General features: G+C 61.7%; 23 protein-coding genes and 1 tRNA gene. 21 read left to right on the top strand and 3 right to left on the bottom strand.

Going from position 1 to position 21,477, the window contains the following annotated elements:
* Window positions 1-175 precede the first annotated feature (175 nt).
* Both pepT and AB8A38_RS06615 read right to left on the bottom strand, forming a co-directional pair.
* On the bottom strand, window positions 176-1,435 hold the full coding sequence (gene pepT / locus AB8A38_RS06620) for a peptidase T (RefSeq protein ID WP_439085443.1): 1,260 nt from the start codon (window positions 1,433-1,435) through the stop codon (window positions 176-178).
* Window positions 1,436-1,533: 98 nt separating this feature from the next.
* Window positions 1,534-1,854, bottom strand: coding sequence for an HU family DNA-binding protein (locus AB8A38_RS06615; protein WP_068730898.1), 321 nt, complete (start codon window positions 1,852-1,854; stop codon window positions 1,534-1,536).
* A 255-nt stretch (window positions 1,855-2,109) separates the two neighbouring features.
* Between AB8A38_RS06615 and AB8A38_RS06610 the strand changes: the two genes are divergently transcribed.
* A tRNA-Asp gene (locus tag AB8A38_RS06610) sits at window positions 2,110-2,186 on the top strand.
* A gap of 109 nt (window positions 2,187-2,295) precedes the next feature.
* Here the strand turns inward: AB8A38_RS06610 and AB8A38_RS06605 are convergent.
* The gene (locus AB8A38_RS06605) at window positions 2,296-2,571 is read right to left on the bottom strand and encodes a DUF3072 domain-containing protein (RefSeq protein WP_439085442.1); all 276 of its coding nucleotides are present in this window, start codon (window positions 2,569-2,571) and stop codon (window positions 2,296-2,298) included.
* A 74-nt stretch (window positions 2,572-2,645) separates the two neighbouring features.
* Between AB8A38_RS06605 and AB8A38_RS06600 the strand changes: the two genes are divergently transcribed.
* The 20 genes from AB8A38_RS06600 (at window position 2,646) to AB8A38_RS06505 (ending at window position 21,467) form a co-directional block, all read left to right on the top strand.
* On the top strand, window positions 2,646-2,837 hold the full coding sequence (locus AB8A38_RS06600) for a hypothetical protein (protein WP_439085441.1): 192 nt from the start codon (window positions 2,646-2,648) through the stop codon (window positions 2,835-2,837).
* Complete coding sequence (locus AB8A38_RS06595; protein WP_309944108.1) at window positions 2,825-3,034, top strand: hypothetical protein; 210 nt, start codon at window positions 2,825-2,827, stop codon at window positions 3,032-3,034. Before AB8A38_RS06600 ends, AB8A38_RS06595 begins: the two co-directional genes overlap by 13 nt.
* 231 nt (window positions 3,035-3,265) lie before the next feature.
* Window positions 3,266-3,631 (top strand): NADH-quinone oxidoreductase subunit A, encoded by a 366-nt coding sequence (locus AB8A38_RS06590; RefSeq protein WP_092142237.1) that lies wholly within the window; start codon window positions 3,266-3,268, stop codon window positions 3,629-3,631.
* Complete coding sequence (locus tag AB8A38_RS06585; RefSeq protein WP_089264564.1) at window positions 3,622-4,209, top strand: NuoB/complex I 20 kDa subunit family protein; 588 nt, start codon at window positions 3,622-3,624, stop codon at window positions 4,207-4,209. Before AB8A38_RS06590 ends, AB8A38_RS06585 begins: the two co-directional genes overlap by 10 nt.
* A 26-nt stretch (window positions 4,210-4,235) precedes the next feature.
* Window positions 4,236-4,850: an NADH-quinone oxidoreductase subunit C gene (locus tag AB8A38_RS06580; protein ID WP_068730892.1), complete on the top strand. Its 615-nt coding sequence runs from the start codon at window positions 4,236-4,238 to the stop codon at window positions 4,848-4,850.
* Complete coding sequence (locus AB8A38_RS06575; protein WP_439085440.1) at window positions 4,847-6,040, top strand: NADH-quinone oxidoreductase subunit D; 1,194 nt, start codon at window positions 4,847-4,849, stop codon at window positions 6,038-6,040. Before AB8A38_RS06580 ends, AB8A38_RS06575 begins: the two co-directional genes overlap by 4 nt.
* Window positions 6,037-7,005, top strand: a complete 969-nt coding sequence (locus AB8A38_RS06570) for an FkbM family methyltransferase (RefSeq protein WP_439085439.1) — start codon at window positions 6,037-6,039, stop codon at window positions 7,003-7,005. The genes AB8A38_RS06575 and AB8A38_RS06570 overlap by 4 nt, the downstream gene beginning before the upstream one ends.
* A 10-nt stretch (window positions 7,006-7,015) precedes the next feature.
* A complete protein-coding gene (nuoE, locus tag AB8A38_RS06565; RefSeq protein ID WP_439085438.1) occupies window positions 7,016-7,804 on the top strand; it encodes an NADH-quinone oxidoreductase subunit NuoE in 789 nt (262 codons plus the stop codon).
* Complete coding sequence (locus AB8A38_RS06560) at window positions 7,801-8,016, top strand: hypothetical protein (protein ID WP_439063761.1); 216 nt, start codon at window positions 7,801-7,803, stop codon at window positions 8,014-8,016. The genes nuoE and AB8A38_RS06560 overlap by 4 nt, the downstream gene beginning before the upstream one ends.
* An 11-nt stretch (window positions 8,017-8,027) precedes the next feature.
* Window positions 8,028-9,353 carry an NADH-quinone oxidoreductase subunit NuoF gene (nuoF, locus tag AB8A38_RS06555; RefSeq protein ID WP_068730888.1) on the top strand — a complete coding sequence of 442 codons (1,326 nt, stop codon included), beginning with the start codon at window positions 8,028-8,030 and terminating at the stop codon, window positions 9,351-9,353.
* A gap of 11 nt (window positions 9,354-9,364) precedes the next feature.
* Window positions 9,365-11,434 (top strand): NADH-quinone oxidoreductase subunit NuoG, encoded by a 2,070-nt coding sequence (gene nuoG / locus AB8A38_RS06550; protein ID WP_309946206.1) that lies wholly within the window; start codon window positions 9,365-9,367, stop codon window positions 11,432-11,434.
* A 4-nt stretch (window positions 11,435-11,438) separates the two neighbouring features.
* On the top strand, window positions 11,439-12,464 hold the full coding sequence (gene nuoH, locus AB8A38_RS06545) for an NADH-quinone oxidoreductase subunit NuoH (RefSeq protein ID WP_089264558.1): 1,026 nt from the start codon (window positions 11,439-11,441) through the stop codon (window positions 12,462-12,464).
* A 7-nt stretch (window positions 12,465-12,471) separates the two neighbouring features.
* Window positions 12,472-12,960, top strand: a complete 489-nt coding sequence (gene nuoI, locus AB8A38_RS06540) for an NADH-quinone oxidoreductase subunit NuoI (protein ID WP_089264557.1) — start codon at window positions 12,472-12,474, stop codon at window positions 12,958-12,960.
* Window positions 12,961-12,969: 9 nt separating this feature from the next.
* Window positions 12,970-13,608 (top strand): NADH-quinone oxidoreductase subunit J, encoded by a 639-nt coding sequence (locus AB8A38_RS06535; RefSeq protein WP_068730884.1) that lies wholly within the window; start codon window positions 12,970-12,972, stop codon window positions 13,606-13,608.
* Window positions 13,605-13,913, top strand: coding sequence for an NADH-quinone oxidoreductase subunit NuoK (nuoK, locus tag AB8A38_RS06530; RefSeq protein WP_068730883.1), 309 nt, complete (start codon window positions 13,605-13,607; stop codon window positions 13,911-13,913). The genes AB8A38_RS06535 and nuoK overlap by 4 nt, the downstream gene beginning before the upstream one ends.
* Before the next feature lie 7 nt (window positions 13,914-13,920).
* Window positions 13,921-16,005, top strand: coding sequence for an NADH-quinone oxidoreductase subunit L (gene nuoL, locus AB8A38_RS06525; RefSeq protein ID WP_439085437.1), 2,085 nt, complete (start codon window positions 13,921-13,923; stop codon window positions 16,003-16,005).
* A gap of 14 nt (window positions 16,006-16,019) precedes the next feature.
* Window positions 16,020-17,525, top strand: coding sequence for an NADH-quinone oxidoreductase subunit M (locus AB8A38_RS06520; RefSeq protein ID WP_410001794.1), 1,506 nt, complete (start codon window positions 16,020-16,022; stop codon window positions 17,523-17,525).
* A gap of 25 nt (window positions 17,526-17,550) precedes the next feature.
* A complete protein-coding gene (gene nuoN / locus AB8A38_RS06515) occupies window positions 17,551-18,987 on the top strand; it encodes an NADH-quinone oxidoreductase subunit NuoN (protein WP_439085436.1) in 1,437 nt (478 codons plus the stop codon).
* Window positions 18,988-19,806, top strand: coding sequence for a biotin--[acetyl-CoA-carboxylase] ligase (locus AB8A38_RS06510; RefSeq protein WP_439085435.1), 819 nt, complete (start codon window positions 18,988-18,990; stop codon window positions 19,804-19,806).
* Window positions 19,803-21,467, top strand: coding sequence for a ribonuclease J (locus tag AB8A38_RS06505; protein ID WP_089264553.1), 1,665 nt, complete (start codon window positions 19,803-19,805; stop codon window positions 21,465-21,467). Before AB8A38_RS06510 ends, AB8A38_RS06505 begins: the two co-directional genes overlap by 4 nt.
* Window positions 21,468-21,477: the final 10 nt, after the last annotated feature.

Genomic DNA, 21,477 nt, shown 5'->3' with positions numbered 1-21,477 from the left:
GCTATGTTTTTGGGAAATAATTCTTGTTATAATTTATAAATGTACTGGGGAGGATATCGTCGCCGTCACGGCGCGCAATTCGCCATTCGATTGACACCACAACTATACACCGTTCCGTGACTGCCGGAACGGCCGTCCATCGCTGCTTTGTGCAGCGAATGGTTCTTTGTTACCACTACGCCCTTTCTTCCCAAATCATCGCCAGATGCACGATGGTCTGCACGGCTTTTTCCATGTCCTGGACGCTGACCCATTCGGTACGGCCATGGAAGGCGTGTTCGCCGGCGAAGATGTTGGGGCAGGGCAGACCCATGAAGGACAGCCGCGATCCGTCGGTGCCGCCGCGGATGCTGCTGCGGACGGGTTTGAGCCCGGCGCGCTGGATCGCTTCCACGGCGTATTCGACCATCTGCGGATAGCGGTCGATCACCTGCTTCATGTTGCGGTATTGCTGCTTGATCTCGAGCGTTGCCGTGGAATGCGGATAGGCCGTCATCACGTCGTCGACGATGGATTGCAGCAGCACTTCCTTCTCCGCAAGGCCGTCATCCGTGAAGTCGCGCACGATCAGACTGAGCGTCGCTTTTTCAAGCGCGCCGGAAATGCCGATCGGATGCAGAAAGCCTTGCTTGCCATCGGTGGTCTCAGGCGAACAGGTGTCTTTCGGCAGTCGCTCGACGATCGCGGCGGCGATCTTGATGGCGTGCTCCATCTTACCCTTGGCAAAGCCGGGATGCGCGCTGACGCCTTCGATGGTAATGACGGCACCGTCGGCCGAGAAAGTCTCGTCTTCGACATAGCCGGCGGTCTCGCCATCCATGGTGTAGGCGAAGTCGGCGCCCAGCTTTGTCAGGTCGACCTTGTCGACGCCGCGGCCGATCTCTTCATCGGGCGTGAACAGGATCTTGATGGTGCCGTGCCTGATCTGTGGATTGGCAACCAGGAAACGTGCCGCGTCCATGATCTCGGCAAGGCCAGCCTTGTTGTCGGCGCCCAGCAACGTGGTGCCATCGGTGGTGATGATGTCGTGGCCGATCTGGTCCTTCAGCGCCGGATTGTCGGCGACGCGGATGACCTGCGTTGTATCCACCGGCAGCACGATATCGCCGCCCCGATAGTTCTTGACGATCTGCGGTTTGACATCCTTGCCGCTGCAGTCGGGCGAGGTGTCCATATGCGAGCAGAAACATATCACCGGCACCTTCTTGTCCGATGTCGCGGGGATCGTCGCATAGACATAGCCATGCTCGTCGAGATGCGCGTCCCTGAGCCCCAGGTCCCGCAGCTCCTGCGCGAGCACGCGGCCGAGATCCTTCTGCTTTTCGGTCGATGGGCAGGTGGGGGAGGTAGGGTCGGACTGAGTGTCGATCACTACATAGCGCAGGAAGCACGCAGTCACGTCATGGGCGAAATCGAAGGGGGGAGTTGCTGTCAAAGGTCACCATCTGATTGCAGAAGTCCTCACAGCTTAGAAGTTTCATTCCGGGCCGTCACGAGGACGCGGCCCGGAATGAGATCAGTTCAAGCGGTCGATCAGACAGCTTCCTTGAGTTCCTTGGCCGGCCGGAACGCGACCTTCTTGCTGGCTGCGATCTCGATCTGCTCGCCGGTCGCCGGGTTGCGACCCATGCGGGCGGCGCGCTTGCGGACCTGAAGGATGCCAAGGCCGACGATGCGGATACGTTCGCCATTCTTGAGGTGGTTGGTGATGCGCTCCACCATGTCACCGAGGATTTCTTCGGCCTTCTTCTTCGACAGCTCGTGATCTTCAGCCAGGGCCGCGGCGAGATGCTTCAGCGTGATGGTGGGAGGAGTGGCCGCTTTCGCGGCGGTGGTGGTTGCAGCTTTTGCCATGAATCTGGCCCTTCTCGTTGGTGGTCTGTCTTAAACCTGTGACGCAGCAGGGCTTAAACGATTCGGAGCGATGCCGCCCCGCTGTTTTGCCTGCAAACAGGGGCTTATTTGCATTTTCGGCCTTAAAACGGCCTTCTCGCAAAGCCTGCAACGACGCCTTCTTGTGATGTCCTCCGGAATGGTTCTGCAACGTCCTTGACTTCAAAAGGACGTCCCTTTATGTCCAGCCCCACTGCGGGATTGCAGACGATCCACGCGGGAGTAGCTCAGTTGGTTAGAGCGCTGCCCTGTCACGGCAGAGGTCGCGGGTTCGAGTCCCGTCTCTCGCGCCATTCCATCGGGAATGGCGGGATTCAGGTCCATCCGCGGTCGTCCCCACAAGTTTCCTCAAGAGAACTATAGAGTTGTAGACGTCTCGCGCGGCATTTGACGTGCCAGCGCTCAGAACGAATCTGCGAGCGCGATTTCCTGCTTGAGCGCCTCGATTCGCCGCGCGGCTTCAGCGCGCGTCAGGTCCTTTTCGAATTGTTTGGGCTGATAGGCCTCGATCGCCAGCGATTTCAGCGTCAGCGCCTGGCCGCGGGTCATCGGCCCGGAGAGGCGATCGGGCAGGCTCTCATACGACGATACCGATGCAGCAATCGCGGGGACGACGATCTCACCGCGGGTGTTCAAAGCCGGGGTCTTCAAAGCCAGGGTCTTTAAAGCAAGCGTCATGGGAACCTCCAAAAATCCGATCTGGGTCGAAACAATGGCTTGTCAATTTGTTCTCTTTTTGTTCTATATCGCAAATGACCAAGCTCGCCAACCTGAATTTCAGAATCGCCCGGCTGCGCTACCAGATGAAGGGGGTGCAGTCGGATATCCGGCTGCTGACCAATGCCGGGCTGGACTGTGCCAATGCCTCCATGCGCCTGCGGCGGATGCAGGCCGACCTGCTGGCGCTCATTGCGGAACGTGAGACGCTGGCATGTCCGGCGTGAGCGAGCCGCCGCAGCTCAGGATCATCACATTGCGGGCGCAGATCGCCGAGCTCGGTGCGGCGATCCGCCTGTTGCGACAGGCGGGCATGGACAACGCCGCCGCGGAGTTGCTGCTGGTGCGTAAGCGCGCGGAGCTGGAGGGCTTGATGCTGCCGGGAAGGAGCGCCAAGTCCGACCCGCCGACAGGCGAGGTTTGACGGTCCCGGCCGTTGAGAAGTCATGCCGGATTTTTGAGAATTTGCGGGAGGTTTGTCGCAGCCGGTGATGCATCGGCAAGGTTGCGTTTCAATCGTCGCGTCGCGCATGGCAGAGCATGAAACTGTCAACATCCCTTGTCTTGCATGGCTTGTTGCGCTGCGCTAAGCCTCAGAACCATTCCAATGTTCGAATCTGTGGCAAAGTCAGGGCCGCAGGAGTAAGGCTCGCCGATGAACGGCATCTTGCAGAATTATCTCCCCCTTGTGGTCTTTATCGGCATCGCATCCGTCATCGGTCTGGCCTTGCTGATCGCGCCATTTCTCGTCGCCTACCAGCAGCCAGATCCGGAAAAGCTGTCCGCCTATGAATGCGGATTCAACGCTTTTGACGATGCGCGCATGAAGTTCGATGTGCGGTTCTATCTGGTGGCGATTCTCTTCATCATCTTCGATCTGGAAGTCGCCTTTCTGTTTCCGTGGGCAGTGGCCTTCGGCAAGCTTGGCGCAACCGGCTTCTGGTCGATGATCGTGTTTCTCGGCGTGCTCACCATCGGTTTCGCCTACGAATGGAAGAAAGGCGCGCTCGAATGGGATTGAGCCCAGTCATAGCCTCGGCTCCCGCCATCGCGCAGGCGCCAAAAGGCATTATCGATCCGTCCACCGGCAAGCCGGTCGGCGCGAACGACCCGTATTTCCTCGAGGTCAATGCCGAGCTGTCCGACAAGGGCTTCTTCGTTGCTGCGACCGACGATCTGATCACCTGGGCGCGCACCGGCTCGCTGATGTGGATGACCTTCGGTCTCGCCTGCTGCGCGGTTGAGATGATGCAGGTGTCGATGCCGCGTTACGACGTCGAGCGCTTCGGCTTCGCGCCGCGCGCGTCGCCGCGTCAGTCCGACGTGATGATCGTCGCCGGCACGCTGACCAACAAGATGGCCCCGGCGCTGCGCAAGGTTTATGACCAGATGCCGGAGCCACGTTACGTCATCTCGATGGGCTCCTGCGCCAATGGCGGCGGCTACTACCACTATTCGTATTCGGTGGTCCGTGGCTGCGACCGTATCGTGCCGATCGATATCTATGTGCCGGGCTGCCCGCCCACCGCAGAAGCGCTGCTCTATGGCGTGCTGCTGCTGCAGAAGAAGATCCGCCGCACCGGCACGATTGAACGCTAAGACTCGCGAACGCTTAAGGCTTTGTCATGGACGATGTGAGGCTCGACACACTGGGTCAGACGATTGTCGGCGCCCTGCCGGGTGCCGCGCTCGCGCATGAGGTGGCGTTCGGCCAGCTGACGATCGCGGTGGAAACATCGAAGATCGTCGAGGTCGCGCAGTTCTTGCGTGACGATCCGCGCTGCCGCTTCGTCAACTTCACCGATGCGACGGCGGTCGATTACCCCGGCCGCGAGAAGCGCTTCGACGTCGTCTATCACCTGATGTCGCCGACGCTGAATACGCGCATCCGCGTGAAGGCGCTCGCATCCGAAACAACTCAGGTGCCGTCGATCATTTCGGTGTTTCCCGGCGCCGACTGGTTCGAGCGCGAAGCCTACGACCTCTATGGCGTGATCTTTGTCGGTCATCCTGACATGCGCCGTCTGCTGACCGATTACGGTTTCGACGGCCATCCGCTGCGCAAGGACTTCCCGCTCACCGGCTTCGTCGAGGTCCGTTACGACGACCAGGAGAAGCGGGTGGTGTACGAGCCGGTCCGGCTCAATCAGGAATTCCGCAAATTCGATTTCCTCTCGCCCTGGGAAGGCGCGGATTATCCCGTGCTGCCCGGTGACGAGAAGGCAGAGGTCAAGCCATGACCGAACAACCCAACGTTCGCAATTTCACGATCAACTTCGGACCGCAGCATCCGGCGGCCCACGGCGTGCTGCGCCTGGTGCTGGAGCTCGACGGTGAAGTCGTCGAGCGCGTCGATCCGCATATCGGCCTGCTTCACCGCGGCACCGAGAAGCTGATCGAGCAGAAGACCTATCTGCAGGCGATCCCGTATTTCGACCGGCTCGATTACGTCGCGCCGATGAACCAGGAACACGCATTCTGTCTGGCCGCCGAAAAGCTGCTGGGCATCACCGTGCCGCGCCGCGGCCAGTTGATCCGTGTGCTATATTCCGAAATCGGCCGTATCCTGTCGCATCTTCTCAACATCACCACGCAGGCGATGGACGTCGGCGCGCTGACCCCGCCGCTGTGGGGCTTCGAAGAGCGCGAAAAACTGATGGTGTTCTATGAGCGTGCCTCGGGCTCGCGCATGCATGCCGCGTTCTTCCGTATCGGCGGCGTGCATCAGGATCTGCCGCCCAAGTTGATCAACGATATCGACGCCTGGTGTGATGCCTTCCCGCAGGTGCTCGACGATCTCGAAACGCTGCTCACCGGCAACCGCATCTTCAAGCAGCGCAACGTCGATATTGGCGTGGTCTCGCTGGAAGACGCCTGGAAGTGGGGCTTCTCCGGCGTGATGGTGCGTGGCTCGGGCGCTGCCTGGGATCTGCGCAAGTCGCAGCCTTATGAATGCTACGCCGAAATGGATTTCGACGTTCCGATCGGCAAGAACGGCGACTGCTACGATCGCTACTGTATTCGCGTCGAAGAGATGCGGCAGTCGACCAAGATCATGAAGCAGTGCATCGCCAAGATGCGCGCGCCGGACGGGCAGGGCGCCGTTGCTGTCGAAGACAACAAGATTTTCCCGCCGCGTCGCGGCGAGATGAAGCGTTCGATGGAATCGCTGATCCATCACTTCAAACTCTACACCGAAGGTTTTCGCGTGCCGGAAGGCGAAGTCTATGCCGCCGTCGAAGCGCCGAAGGGCGAGTTCGGCGTCTATCTGGTCTCCGACGGCACCAATAAGCCCTACAAGTGCAAGATTCGCGCGCCGGGCTTTGCGCATCTGCAGGCCATGGACTTCATGTGTCGCGGCCATCTGCTCGCCGACGTCTCGGCTATTCTCGGTTCGCTCGACATCGTGTTTGGTGAGGTCGATCGGTGACGCTGGCACCTCCCATCCAGTTTGACCGGGCGTCCGGCGTTCTCCAGAGCGTGAATCTCTGGGAACGTGCGATGGCCTGTGCGCTGGTGGTTGGCTCGAAGATCTCGTCGTCGTTCTCGCATCGCGGCTACAACATGTGCGCCAATCTGATGCGCAGGACTGTGCTGCCGGCGCGCGATCTCGTGGTGAAGCTGAATGCGGATGCGCTGTTCGCGTTCCCGTTCGGCGATGGCTACTGGAGCAAGTTGCTCAACCGCACGTTCTCCTATGAGGACGAGCTTGAGGTGTTGTTCCGGAACTCGATCGATGTCGATTACACGCTGCTCGATTGCGGCGCGAATTACGGATACTGGTCGGTGCTGGTGTCGAGCGCGCCGTTCGGCTCGCACAAGGCGATCGCCATCGAGCCCTCGTTCGACAATTTCGCCAAGCTCGCCAATAACGCCAGGATCAATGGTGACCGGTTCGACGTCATCAAATGCGCGATCGGCTCGCAGCGTGGCACAGCGCATCTGTCGGGCACCAAGCACGAAGCTTTCAGCATCGCCGGCGATCCCAATGCTGGCGGCGAGGAAGTGCCGGTGATCTCGCTCGACAATCTGCTCGACGACGGCAAGGTGTCGATGTCGGGCAAATATCTGATCAAGCTCGACGTCGAAGGCGTCGAGATCGAGGCTATCAAGGGCGGCGCGCGATTGCTGCAGGGCGACTCGGTCATCATGTGCGAAGAGCACGGCAATGACCCGCATCACACCGTCTCACGCTTTATCCTGGATCAAACGCCGCTCAAGCTGATCGTGCATGATCCCGCCACCAACCGTTTCGAAACCGTGACCGAGTTGTCGATCCTCGATCGCATCAAGGTGTCCACACATGTTGGCTACAACGTGTTTGGCACATCGAGTGCGTTCTGGCTCGACCGCATCAACAGCCTGAATGCGAGCGCGGCGCGCCGCACTCATTGAGAGACTAGACATGTCCGTCCGCCGTTTGGCTCCGAAAGAAGTTCAGCCCGCTTCGTTTGAATTCACGCCCGAGAATCTGGCGTGGGCGAAAGAGCAGATCACGCATTATCCGCCCGGCCGTCAGGCATCGGCCGTGATCGCGATCCTGTGGCGCGCACAGGAGCAGCAGGCCGGCTGGGTATCGGAAGCAGCGATCCGCGTCGTCGCCGACATGCTGGAGATGCCCTATATCCGCGTGCTCGAGGTCGCGACCTTCTACACCCAGTTCCAACTGCAGCCGGTCGGCAAGAAGGCTCACATTCAGGTCTGCGGCACCACGCCTTGCATGCTGCGCGGCGCCGGCGATCTGATCGACGTCTGTCAGCACCGCATCCATCACGATCCGTTCCATCTGTCTGCAGATGGCGATTTCAGCTGGGAAGAGGTCGAGTGCCTCGGCGCCTGCGTCAACGCCCCGATGGCGATGATTTGGAGCGACACCTACGAAGATCTCACCAAAGAGAGCATGAACAAGCTGATCGACGGTTTCGCTGCCGGCACGCCGCCGAAGCCGGGTTCGCAGATCGGCCGTCAGTTTGCTGCGCCCGAAGGCGGCGCGCGCGTGATGACGAGCGGCGGCGCCGCCACATACACGAAGGTTCTGGATATGCCGAAGGAACCCGCGCTCGCCGATGCCGAGCCGAAGAAGCAGACCGAGTCGGCCAATGTGCAGGAGCGCCCGGCGCCGAAGCCGCCGGCGGCCGACGCGACCAAGGCTAATCCGCCGAAGGGTGGTGCTCCCAAGGAGCCGAAGAAATGACGCGCGCGCTGTCGATGAAATTTGCAACGCAGTCGGGGGACGCGGCAATGAACAAGTGGCTCTACATCGCACTGCATACGATGGTTGCAGCTGCGTTCATTTTCTCGCTGCAGCGTTTCTTTTTGAACGCCACGCTTGAATCCAGTCTGTTGTGGGCCGTTGTGTTCGGCGGTTGCGCCGCGATGCTCGCCTACAAGCAATCCAATCGCTGATCGAGGAAGCCATGCTCGACGACAACGACCGCATCTTCCGCAATCTCTACGGCCTCGACGACTGGGGTCTCGCCGGCGCACGCCGCCGCGGCGGCTGGGATGGCACCAAGGCCATCATCGACAAGGGCCGCGACTGGATCGTCAACGAGATGAAGGCGTCGGGTCTGCGCGGCCGCGGCGGTGCAGGTTTCCCGACCGGCATGAAGTGGTCCTTCATGCCCAAGGACAATGCTGACGGCCGCCCGAGCTATCTCGTGGTCAATGCCGACGAGTCCGAGCCCGGCACCTGCAAGGACCGCGAGATCATGCGGCACGATCCGCATACGCTGGTCGAAGGCTGCCTGATCGCCGGCTGCGCCATGGGCGCCCATGTCGGTTACATCTATGTGCGCGGCGAATTCATTCGGGAGCGCGAGCATCTGCAGGCGGCGATCGATCAGGCCTATGAGGCCAATCTGATCGGCAAGAACAACATTCACGGCTTCCCGTTCGACCTCTATGTCGCGCACGGTGCTGGCGCCTATATCTGCGGCGAAGAGACGGCGCTGCTCGAAAGCCTCGAAGGCAAGAAGGGCCAGCCGCGCCTGAAGCCGCCGTTCCCGGCCAATGTCGGTCTCTACGGCTGCCCGACCACGGTGAACAACGTCGAGTCGATCGCAGTCGCGCCGGACATTCTGCGCCGCGGCGCGGCATGGTTCGCCTCGATCGGCCGTCCGAACAATGTCGGCACCAAGCTTTACGGCATCTCCGGCCACGTCAACACGCCCTGCGTCGTTGAAGACGCCATGAGCATTCCGTTCCGTGAACTGATCGAGAAACACGGCGGCGGCATTCGTGGCGGTTGGGACAATCTGCTCGCGATCATCCCGGGCGGCGCATCGTGCCCGTTGATCCCGGCTGCGGATTGCGAAGAACTCATCATGGATTTCGACGGCACCCGCGCGGTGAAGTCGTCATTCGGCACCGCAGGCGTCATCGTCATGGACAAGTCCACCGACGTGGTCGCGGCGATTGCCCGCATCAGCTACTTCTTCAAGCATGAGAGCTGCGGCCAGTGCACGCCGTGCCGCGAAGGCACCGGCTGGATGTGGCGCGTGCTGAGCCGCATGGTCGAAGGCCGCGCCCACAAGCGCGAGATCGACATGCTGCTCGAAGTCACCAAGCAGGTTGAAGGCCACACCATCTGCGCACTCGGCGATGCCGCCGCGTGGCCGGTGCAGGGCCTGATCCGCGCCTTCCGCCCGGAGATCGAACGCCGCATCGAAGAGTTCAGCCGCAAGGCGACGCTCGACGATCAGGGCATCCTCGATCCCGCGCATCTGGTCGCGGCGGAGTAGGGCGCATGGCTATGACGAAACTGATCATCGACGGCAAAGAGATCGAGGTCCCCGCGGAATACACGCTGCTGCAGGCGTGTGAAGCCGCCGGCGCCGAAATTCCGCGCTTCTGCTACCATGAGCGCCTGTCGATCGCCGGCAACTGCCGCATGTGCCTCGTCGAGGTGAAGGGCGGACCGAAGCCGGTCGCGAGCTGCGCCTGGGGCGTGCGCGATTGCCGGCCTGGTCCCAAGGGAGAACCGCCGGAAATCTCGACCCGTTCGCCGATGGTCAAGAAGGCACGCGAAGGCGTGATGGAATTTCTGCTGATCAACCACCCGCTGGATTGCCCGATCTGCGATCAGGGCGGCGAGTGCGATCTTCAGGACCAGGCGATGGGTTACGGTGTCGACACGTCGCGCTTTGCCGAAAACAAGCGCGCCGTCGAGGACAAGTATCTCGGCGCGCTGGTCAAGACCTCGATGAACCGCTGCATCCAGTGCACGCGCTGCGTTCGTTTCGCCGCCGAAATCTGCGGCGTGCCGGAAATGGGCGCGACCGGTCGCGGCGAGGACATGGAAATCACCTCGTTCCTCGAAACGGCGCTGACCTCGGAGCTGCAGGGCAACCTCGTCGATATCTGCCCGGTCGGTGCGCTGACCTCGAAGCCTTACGCTTTCGCCGCGCGTCCGTGGGAGCTCGGCAAGACCCAGTCCATCGACGTCATGGACGCCGTCGGTTCGGCGATCCGCGTCGATACCCGTGGCCGCGAAGTGATGCGCATTCTGCCGCGCGTCAACGAGGCCGTGAACGAGGAATGGATCTCCGACAAGACGCGCCACATCGTCGATGGCCTGCGTACGCAGCGCCTCGATCGCCCGTATATCCGCGACAACGGCAAGCTGCGCGCTGCGACCTGGGCTGAAGCGTTCAGTGCCATCGCTGCGAAGGTTGCCGGCAGCAAGAAGATTGGCGCCATCGCCGGCGATCTCGCCGCCGTCGAGGAGATGTTCGCGCTGAAGCAACTGCTCGCAAGCATGGGTTCTGCCAATCTGGCGACCCAGAGCGCGGGCGCGTTCGATACGGCCACTGGCCGTGCGTCCTACATCTTCAACCCGACCATCGCCGGCATCGAGCAGGCCGATGCGCTGCTGATCGTGGGCGCCAACCCGCGCAAGGAAGCCGCCGTTCTCAACGCGCGCATTCGCAAGGCGTGGCGCACCGGTGCGTTGAAGGTCGGCGTGATCGGCGAGAAGGCCGATCTGACCTATCGCTACGACTATCTCGGCGCCGGCACGGACTCGCTGGCCGAACTCGCCGCCGGCAAGAACGCCTTCGCCGATGTGCTGAAGAACGCCAAGCATCCGATCGTGCTGGTTGGCGCCGGTGTAGCCGCACGTGCCGATGGCGCTGCGGTACTGGCGGCGGCTGCCAAGCTCGCTTCGGACTTCGGCGTCATCAAGGACGGCTGGAACGGCTTTGCGGTGCTGCAGACGGCGGCCTCGACGGTCGGCGCGCTCGATATCGGCTTCGCGCCGACGGCAGGCAGCCTGAGCCTCGCGCAGATGACGTCGGCCGGTTCGCTCGACGTGCTGTTCTCGCTCGGCGCCGACGACGTGAAAGTCGCCGACGGCACCTTCGTCGTCTATATCGGCACCCATGGTGATCGCGGCGCGCATCGCGCCGACGTGATCCTGCCGGGTGCGGCCTATACCGAGAAGTCCGGCATCTTCGTCAACACCGAAGGCCGCGTGCAGATGGCGGAGCGCGCCGGCTTCCCGCCGGGCGATGCCCGCGAGGACTGGGCGGTGATCCGCGCGCTGTCCGACGTGCTCGGCCACAAGCTGCCTTACGACTCGCTGGCTGCGCTGCGGCAGGCGATCTTCAAGGCTGCACCGCACCTGATGCGCATCGATCAGATCGAGGCCGGCGACGCCGGTGCGATCAAGACCCTTGCGGGCAAGGGCGGCACCGTCGACAAGACACCGTTCAAGGCCTCCGTTGAGGACTTCTACCTGACCAACCCGATCGCGCGTGCGTCAGCCATCATGGCGGAATGCTCCCGCCTGGCTTCCGGCCAGATGCTGACGGCGGCGGAGTAAACCGATGGCTGAATTCTGGACAAGCACCCTGTGGCCGCTGATCATCATGGTCGCGCAGAGCCTCCTTGTGCTCGTGGTGCTCTTGATTGCGATTGCCTACATCCTGCTGGCTGACCGCAAGATCTGGGCAGCGGTACAGATCCGCCGTGGCCCCAACGTGGTCGGGCCATTCGGCCTGCTGCAATCCTTCGCGGACTTGCTGAAATTCGTATTGAAGGAGCCGGTTGTTCCTTCCAGCTCCAACAAGGGCGTGTTCCTGCTGGCGCCGCTGGTGTCCTGCGTGCTCGCGCTGGCGGCCTGGGCGGTGATCCCGATGGATCTCGGCTGGGTGATCTCCGACATCAATGTCGGTGTGCTCTATATTTTCGCGATCTCGTCGCTGTCGGTCTACGGCATCATCATGGCCGGCTGGTCGTCGAACTCGAAATATCCGTTCCTGTCGGCGCTGCGCGCCGCCGCGCAGATGGTGTCCTACGAAGTCTCGATCGGCTTCGTCATCATCACCGTCTTGCTCTGCGTCGGTTCGTTGAACCTGACGGCCATCGTCGCCGCGCAGGATTCGAAGTGGGGCATTCTCGGCTGGTACTGGATCCCGCTGTTCCCGATGTTCGTGATCTTCTACGTCTCGGCGCTGGCTGAAACCAACCGTCCGCCCTTCGACCTCGTCGAAGCGGAATCGGAACTGGTCGCGGGCTTCATGACCGAATACGGCTCCACCCCGTATCTGCTGTTCATGCTCGGCGAGTATGTTGCCATCGTCACCATGTGTGCGCTGGCAACGATCCTGTTCCTTGGTGGCTGGCTGTCGCCGATCCCGTTCGCGCCATTCACCTGGGTGCCAGGCATCATCTGGTTCGCCATCAAGGTGATGTTCATGTTCTTCCTGATTGCGATGGCGAAGGCGATCGTGCCGCGCTACCGCTACGACCAGCTGATGCGTCTGGGCTGGAAGGTGTTTCTGCCGCTGTCGTTGGCGTACGTCATCATCGTCGCTGCCGTGCTGCAATTCGGGGGCCTTGCTCCGAAATGAGGTCACTATGAATATCAGGGCAACAGCTCATTCGCTTCTGCTGGCGGAGTTCGTTTCGGCGTTCGTCCTCGCCATGCGGTATTTCTTCAAGCCGAAGCCGACGCTGAATTATCCGTTCGAGAAGGGGCCGATCTCGCCGCGTTTCCGCGGTGAGCATGCGCTGCGCCGCTATCCGAACGGTGAAGAGCGCTGCATCGCCTGCAAGCTCTGCGAAGCGGTGTGTCCGGCACAGGCCATCACCATCGAAGCCGGCCCGCGCCGCAACGATGGGACGCGCCGTACCGTGCGCTACGACATCGACATGGTGAAATGCATCTATTGCGGACTGTGCCAGGAGGCCTGTCCGGTGGATGCGATCGTCGAGGGACCGAACTTTGAGTTCGCCACCGAGACGCGTGAGGAACTCTATTATGACAAGGCGAAATTGCTCGCCAACGGCGACCGCTGGGAGCGCGAGATTGCGAAGTCAATCGAACTCGACGCGCCGTACCGGTAAGGTGACCAGATGATCCTTCCCGCACTGTTCTTCTATCTGTTCGCCAGCATCTGCGTGGCTTCCGCGGTCATGGTGATTGCCTCGCGCAATCCCGTGCATTCCGTGCTGTTCCTGATCCTGGCCTTCGTCAACGCCTCGGGCCTGTTCGTGCTGATGGGCGCGGAATTCCTGGCGATGCTGCTGATCGTCGTCTATGTCGGCGCCGTCGCGGTACTGTTCCTGTTCGTCATCATGATGCTCGACGTCGACTTCACGCAGCTGCGCGAAGGCTTCATCCAGTATCTGCCGTTTGGTCTCGTGATCGGCGCGATCTTCCTTGCCGAATTGCTGCTGGTCGCAGGTGGCTGGGTGATGAACCCGAACGTCACCAAGTCGATCACGGCGGCCATCCCGACGAATGTGAGCAATACCGAGGCGCTCGGCCTCGTGCTCTATACGAAGTACATCCATTACTTCCAGTTGGCCGGTATGGTGCTGCTGGTGGCGATGATCGGCGCGATCGTGCTGACGCTGCGTCACAAGGTCAAAGTCCGGCGCCAGGACATCAATGTTCAGAACGCGCGCAATCCGGAACTGGCGATGGAAGTGCGCAAGGTCGCGACCGGGCAGGGCCTGCAGGACGCCGACGCGGGGAGCTGGGTCAAATGACGATCGGTCTCGGACACTATCTGGCGGTCGCAGCGATCCTGTTCACGCTGGGCATTCTCGGCATCTTCCTGAACCGCAAGAACATCATCGTCATCCTGATGTCGATCGAGCTGATCCTGCTCGCCGTCAACATCAACATGGTGGCGTTCTCGACCTTCCTCGGCGACATCGTCGGGCAGGTGTTCGCGCTGCTTGTGCTGACCGTGGCCGCTGCGGAAGCAGCGATCGGTCTCGCCGTGCTGGTGGTCTATTTCCGCAACCGCGGTTCGATCGCGGTTGAAGACGTCAATCTGATGAAGGGCTGAGCCAGTTATGATCCAGGCTCTTGTATTCCTGCCGCTGATCGGCGCGCTGATCGCAGGCTTCATCGCCATTCTGGGTGCGCATGGGCGTAACCCGAGCGGCGACGAGATGGACCATGCGCATGACGATCACGGTCACGGCGATGCCAGCGCGCATGCACATGCTGCGCATGGGCATGACGATCATGGTCACGATGATCACGACGACCATCACCACGTTGCCGAGCCGGCCGCGCTCGGCTCGCGTGCGGCCGAGCTGATCACCGCCGGTCTTCTGGTGGTGTCGGCGGTGCTGTCCTGGATGACCTTCGTCGATGTCGCCTTCATGCATCACGATGCCCGTATCGTGCTGCTGAACTGGATCAATTCAGGCGATCTGCAGCTGTCCTGGACGCTCCGCGTCGATACGCTGACCGCCGTGATGCTCGTCGTCGTCACCACGGTGTCGTCGCTCGTGCACATCTATTCGCTCGGCTATATGGAAGACGATCCGAACCGGCCGCGCTTCATGGCGTATCTGTCGCTGTTCACTTTCATGATGCTGATGCTGGTGACCGCGGATAACCTGCTGCAGCTGTTCTTCGGCTGGGAAGGCGTGGGTCTGGCCAGTTACCTGCTGATCGGTTTCTGGTTCAAGAAGCCCTCGGCCAATGCGGCGGCGATCAAGGCCTTCGTGGTCAACCGCGTCGGCGACTTCGGCTTCCTGCTCGGCATCTTCGCGCTATTCATGCTGGTTGGCTCGACCGATCTCGACACGATCTTCGCCAGCGCGCCCGGCCTGACCGGCAAGACGATCAACTTCTTCGGCTGGCACGCCGATGCGCTGACACTGACCTGTCTGCTGCTGTTCGTCGGCGCGATGGGCAAGTCGGCCCAGTTCCTGCTGCACACCTGGTTGCCGGACGCGATGGAAGGCCCGACGCCTGTGTCGGCGCTGATCCACGCGGCGACCATGGTCACCGCGGGCGTGTTCATGGTGGCGCGTATGTCACCGCTGTTCGAGCTCGCGCCGAATGCGCAGGCCGTCGTGATGCTGGTCGGCGCGACCACTGCATTCTTCGCCGCGACCATCGGTCTGGTGCAGAACGACATCAAGCGTATCGTCGCTTACTCGACCTGTTCGCAGCTCGGCTACATGTTCGTGGCGCTGGGGACGGGGGCTTACTCGGTCGCCATGTTCCACCTGTTCACGCACGCCTTCTTCAAGGCGCTGCTGTTCCTGGGCTCGGGCTCGGTGATCTACGCGATGCATCACGAGCAGGACATCCGCAAGATGGGTGGCCTGTGGAACAAGATCCCGTTCACTTATGCGATGATGACCATCGGTACGCTGGCGCTGACCGGCTTCCCGTTCACGGCCGGCTACTTCTCGAAGGACGCGATCATCGAAGCGGCTTACGCCTCGCACACCCAGTTCGCCTTCTACGGCTTCCTGATGACCGTGGTCGCGGCCTTGCTGACCTCGTTCTATTCGTGGCGTCTGGTGTTCAAGACGTTCCATGGCGTGCCGCATGACCAGAAACATTACGATGCAGCACATGAAGCGCCGCTGTGGATGCTGGTCCCGCTGGCCGTGCTGGGCATCGGATCGTTCGCCGCAGGCTTCCCGTTCAAGGAGCTCTTTGCTGGTCATCACGTCGGCGAGTTCTTCCGGGAATCGCTGAAGATGAACCCGCATATCATCGAGGAGATGCATCACATCCCGGGCTGGGTGCCCTATGTGCCGACCGTGATGATGGTGCTCGGTTTCCTGATTTCGTATCTGTTCTATGTTCGCAAGCCGTATTTGCCTGTCGAGCTCGCGAACCAGCATCCGCTGCTCTACAAGTTCCTGCTCAACAAGTGGTACTTCGACGAGCTTTACGAGATCATCTTCGTTCGCCCGGCCAAGTGGATCGGCCACTTCCTCTGGAAGAAGGGCGACGGCATGATCATCGACGGCCTCGGGCCTGATGGTGTCTCGTCCCGCGTGCTCGATATCACGCGCGGTGCGGTGAAGCTGCAGACCGGTTACCTCTATCACTATGCCTTCGCGATGCTGATCGGCGTCGCCGGGTTGATCACCTGGTTTATCTTCGGCCTGGGGGGCCAGTAACAATGGCGTCCGTCATGACATGGCCGATTCTTTCGGTCGTCACCTTCCTGCCGATTGTCGGCGCGATCCTGATCTATCTCAGCCGCGGCGATGACGAGGCTGCGCAGGGCAATGCCCGCTGGATCGCGCTCTGGACCACGCTGATCACTTTTGCGGTCTCGCTGATCCTGGTGATGCGCTTCGATCCGTCGAACGGCGACTTCCAGTTCGTCGAAAAGGCGCCGTGGCTGGCCGCAACCATCAACTACCACATGGGTGTGGACGGCATTTCGCTGCCCTTCGTGATCCTGACCACGGCCCTGATGCCGTTCTGCATTCTGTGCAGCTGGAAGTCGGTCACCAAGCGCGTTCGCGAATACATGATCGCGTTCCTGTTCCTGGAAACGCTGATGATCGGCACCTTCTCGGCGCTGGATCTGGTGCTGTTCTATCTGTTCTTCGAAGGCGGCCTGATCCCGATGTTTCTGATCATCGGCATCTGGGGCGGCCCGCGCCGCGTCTACGCCTCGTTCAAGTTCTTCCTCTACACGTTCCTCGGCTCGGTGCTGATGCTGCTGGCCATCATGGCGCTGTACTGGAATGCGGGTACGACCGACATCCCGACGCTGATGCACACGGCCGTGCCGCGCAGCCTGCAGACATGGGCGTGGCTGGCATTCTTCGCATCCTTCGCGGTCAAGATGCCGATGTGGCCAGTGCACACCTGGCTGCCTGACGCACACGTGGAAGCGCCGACGGCGGGTTCGGTCGTGCTGGCCGCGATCATGCTGAAGATGGGCGGTTACGGCTTCCTGCGCTTCTCGCTGCCGATGTTCCCGGATGCCTCTCTCTATTTCGCGCCGATGGTCTGGACGCTCTCCGTGATCGCGATCGTCTACACGTCGCTGGTCGCGCTGATGCAGGAAGACATCAAGAAGCTGATCGCCTACTCGTCGGTCGCGCATATGGGCTATGTGACCATGGGCATCTTCGCCGGCACGACGCAGGGCGTCTCGGGCGCGGTGTTCCAGATGGTGTCGCACGGCATCGTGTCGGGCGCGCTGTTCCTCTGCGTCGGCGTCGTCTACGACCGGCTGCATACCCGTGAGATCGCGGCCTATGGCGGCCTCGTCAATCGGATGCCGATCTATGCGGCGCTGTTCATGGTGTTCACCATGGCCAATGTCGGTCTGCCCGGCACCTCCGGCTTCGTCGGTGAATTCCTGACGCTGATCGGCACCTTCAAGGTTTCGATCCCGACGGCGACATTCGCCAGCATCGGCGTGATCCTGTCGGCGGCCTATGCACTATGGCTGTACCGCAAGGTCGTGTTCGGTGAACTGACCAAGCCTGCGCTGCAGGGGATCAAGGACATCACGTTCCGGGAAGGCCTGGTGCTGGTGCCGCTGGTCATTCTCACCATTCTGTTCGGAGTCTATCCGAAGCCGGTGCTCGACATGTCGGCGGCTTCGATCCAGCTCCTCGTTAACAATTACGCTGCTGCAACGTCTGCCGTGAAGGCAGCCGCGCTGCTGCAATGACCGCAGCAGATCAGGATAACGCGCAATGACGATTACGACCGCCGGATATTCCCTGCTGCCCGTACTGCCGGAGCTGATGCTCGCGGTTGGCGCCATGGCGCTGCTGATGATCGGTGCCTTCAACGGACCGAAGATCACGGGCCTGGTCACCACGCTCGCCGTCTGTCTGCTGGTGGTGGTCGGCGCGGCTGAAATCATGCTGCCCGCCGGCAAGCATGTCACTTTCGGCGGCAGCTTCATCGTCGATGACTATGCGCGCTTCCTGAAGGTGCTGGCGATCATCGCGTCGGCCGTGACGCTGATCCTGTCGCGTGAATTCCTCGCGGACCAGTCCCGTCGCATTTTCGAATACGCCATCCTGGTGCTGCTCTCGACGCTCGGCATGATGGTGCTGATCTCGGCCGGCGACCTGATCATGCTGTATCTCGGCCTCGAACTGATGAGTCTTGCGCTCTATGTCGTCGCAGCCTCCAACCGCGACAATGCAAAGTCGACCGAAGCCGGTTTGAAGTATTTCGTGCTGGGCGCGCTGTCGTCCGGCATGCTGCTGTACGGCGCTTCCATGATCTACGGCTTTACCGGCACGGTGTCCTTCGCCGGCATCGCCGCCGAAGCCAAGACCGGCAATATCGGCCTGGTGTTCGGCTTGGTGTTTCTGCTCGCCGGCCTCTGTTTCAAGGTTTCGGCCGTGCCGTTCCACATGTGGACGCCCGATGTCTATGAGGGCGCACCGACGCCCGTCACGGCCTTCTTTGCCTCGGCCCCGAAGGTTGCAGCGCTCGCCGTGTTCACCCGCGTCACGCTGACGGCGTTCCCGGGCATTGTGGTGCAATGGCAGCAGGTCGTGGTGTTCGTGTCGCTGGCCTCGATGGTACTTGGCTCGTTCGCGGCCATCGGCCAGACCAACATCAAGCGCCTGATGGCCTATTCGTCGATCGGCCACATGGGCTTCGCGCTGGTCGGCCTTGCCGCCGGCACGCAGGAGGGTGCGCAGGGCGTGCTGGTCTATATCGCGATCTATGTCGCGATGACCCTCGGCACCTTCGCCATCATCCTGACCATGAAGCGCAACGGTCAGCCCGTTGAGACGATCAAGGATTTCGCTGGCCTGTCGCGCACCAATCCGATCATCGCCTTCTTCTTCGCGATGTTCCTGTTCTCGCTGGCAGGCGTGCCGCCGCTGGCCGGCTTCTTCGGCAAGTTCTACGTCTTCATGGCGGCCATCAAGTCGGGCCTGTTCGTACTGGCCGTGGTCGGTGTGTTGGCCAGCGTAGTGGGCGCGTTCTACTACCTGTCCATCGTGAAGCTCATGTATTTCGACGAGCCGGTCGGGAAGCTCGATCCGATGCGTGTTGAACTGCGCACGGTGCTGGCTGTGGCTGGTCTCTTCAACGTGCTGTTCTTCGTCTATCCGGCGCCTCTGGTCAGCGCGGCGGCATTCGCAGCGAAGTCGCTGTTCTAGATGGTATTTTCGCTCGGTCCCCGAGCCCTTGCGGCGGGCACGAAGCTCGCCGCATTCGACACAACCGGTTCGACCAATACGGAAGCCATGGACCGTGCGCGCGCAGGCGAGCGCGGTCCGATGTGGTTTGTCACAACGGAACAGATCGCGGGACGTGGGCGACGGCATCGGCCGTGGGTCGCTCCCCGCGGGAACCTCGCCAGTTCGGTTCTCGAAGTTCTTGATGTGACGCCCTCAGTTGCGGCGACGCTGGGCTTTGCGGCTGGTGTCGCCGTTGAGAAGGCGCTCCGACAGATCAGCGTCGAAGCCGCGATGCGGGCGCCGCAGTCGGCCGCGAATGACTATCGGCTGAAATGGCCGAACGACGTTCTGGCGGGTGGACACAAGCTGGTCGGCATGAACCTGGAGGCGGAGGCAGCGCCGAACGGTCAGCTTGCTGTTGTCGTCGGCATCGGCACCAATGTGGTGGCGGCCCCCGACAATATGCCTTATCCGGTTGCTTGCCTGCATGCGATGGGCGTCAGCGCCAGCGCCGAAGACCTGTTTGCGGCGCTTTCGGACACCTGGCAGGAGATGCGCGGCATCTGGGATTCCGGCCGCGGGTTTGCCGAGATCCGGCGACAGTGGCTGGAGCGTGCAGCAGGGATCGGTCAGCCGGTGTCCGTGGACAACGGGGTACAGACGATTTCGGGAATTTTCGACACCATTGATGAGGCCGGTTGTATGATTGTCGCGACAGCGGATCGCCGGCGAATCCCTATTACCGCCGGCGACGTTCATTTCGGATCGGCCGCGTCGACAAGGACAGCACGCAAATGACGCGACCCAACGAATTGACCTTCGCACCGCTGGGAGGCGTCGGCCAGATTGGCATGAACCTGTCGATCTATGGCCTGGCCGGGAAGTGGCTGGCGATCGACCTCGGCGTCTATTTCGGTGACGAGGAACATCTGCCCGGCATCGACCTGGTGATGCCCGACGTGCGGTTCCTGGAAAAGGAAAAGAAGAATCTCGTTGGTCTCGTGCTCACCCACGCCCATGAGGACCATTTCGGCGCCATCATCGACCTGTGGCCGAAACTGAAATGCCCGATCTATGCGACGCAGTTCAGCGCCGCGCTGTTCGAAGCCAAATGCGCCAGCGAGCGCAATCCGCCGAAGATTCCCGTCACCGTGGTGCCGTCGGGCGGCCGCATCAATCTCGGCCCGTTCGATATCGAGTTCATTCCGGTTGCGCATTCGATTCCGGAATCCCATGCGATCGCGCTGCACACGCCGCTCGGCACCGTGCTGCATACCGGTGACTGGAAGATTGACCCGACACCGATCATCGGCCTGCCAACCGACGAAAAGCGGCTGCGCGAACTCGGTGATGCCGGCGTACTGGCCATCATCGGCGACTCCACGAATGCGGTGCGCGATGGCCGCTCACCGTCCGAAACGGAGGTTGCCGCGACGCTCACCAAACTGGTGAAGGCTGCCAAGGGCCGCGTCGCCGTTACGACCTTCGCATCGAACGTGGCGCGGTTGCGGGCCGTTGCCGAAGCGGCGCAGGCCGCGGGCCGCGAAGTGGTGCTGGTCGGCCGCGCCATGGAGCGCGTCGTGCAGGTGGCCCGCGAATGCGGCTATCTCGATGGACTGCCGGCGTTCCGCAACGCCGACTATTACGGCCATTTCCCGCCGGACAAGGTGGTGGCGCTGTGCACGGGCAGCCAGGGTGAAGCGCGCGCGGCGCTGGCGCGTATCGCCAGCGACGATCATCCGATGGTCACCCTCAACAAGGGCGATACGGTGATTTTCTCGTCGCGGACCATTCCGGGCAACGAGAAGGCGGTCGGCACCATCATCAACGGTCTTGTCACGCAGGGCATCGAGGTGATCACCGATCGCGATGCGCTGGTGCATGTGTCCGGCCATCCGCGCCGCGACGAGTTGCGCGACATGATCTCCTGGGTGCGTCCGCAATTGCTGATCCCCGTCCATGGCGAGGCGCTGCATCTTCATGAGCATGCCAAGCTCGCGCGCGCCTGCGGCGTGCCGCGGACCATGATCGTCAAGAACGGCGACCTGGTGCGCTTGGCGCCCGGCGATGCCGCCGTCATCGACGAATTGCCGTCGGGCCGCATGTTCAAGGATGGCCTCATTCTCGAGGATTCCAAGTCCCGCGCCGTAAGCGAGCGGCGCCGGCTGTCCTTTGCCGGCTGTGCGTTCGTGGCATTGGCCGTGACCATGAAGGGCGAACTGGTCGATGACCCTGCGGTCGACCTGATCGGCATTCCCGAAAAGAACCTCAAGGGCGAGGTGATGGAGGATGTCGTGTTCGACATCGTCGTCAACATCGTCGAGAACCTGCCCAAGGCGCGCAAGCGCGATCCCGATGCGATGGCGGAGTCGGTGCGACGCGCTGTCCGCTCGTCACTCGCCGATCAATGGGGCAAGAAGACGATGTGTTACGTTCACATCCTGCAGGTCGAAGACTAAAAGCAAAGAA

The sequence above is a fragment of the Tardiphaga sp. 839_C3_N1_4 genome, assembly GCF_051811045.1.
Taxonomy (GTDB): Bacteria; Pseudomonadota; Alphaproteobacteria; order Rhizobiales; family Xanthobacteraceae; genus Tardiphaga.
Note: the sequence above shows the minus strand (reverse complement) of the source record. Positions and strands in the feature narration are given on the sequence as shown.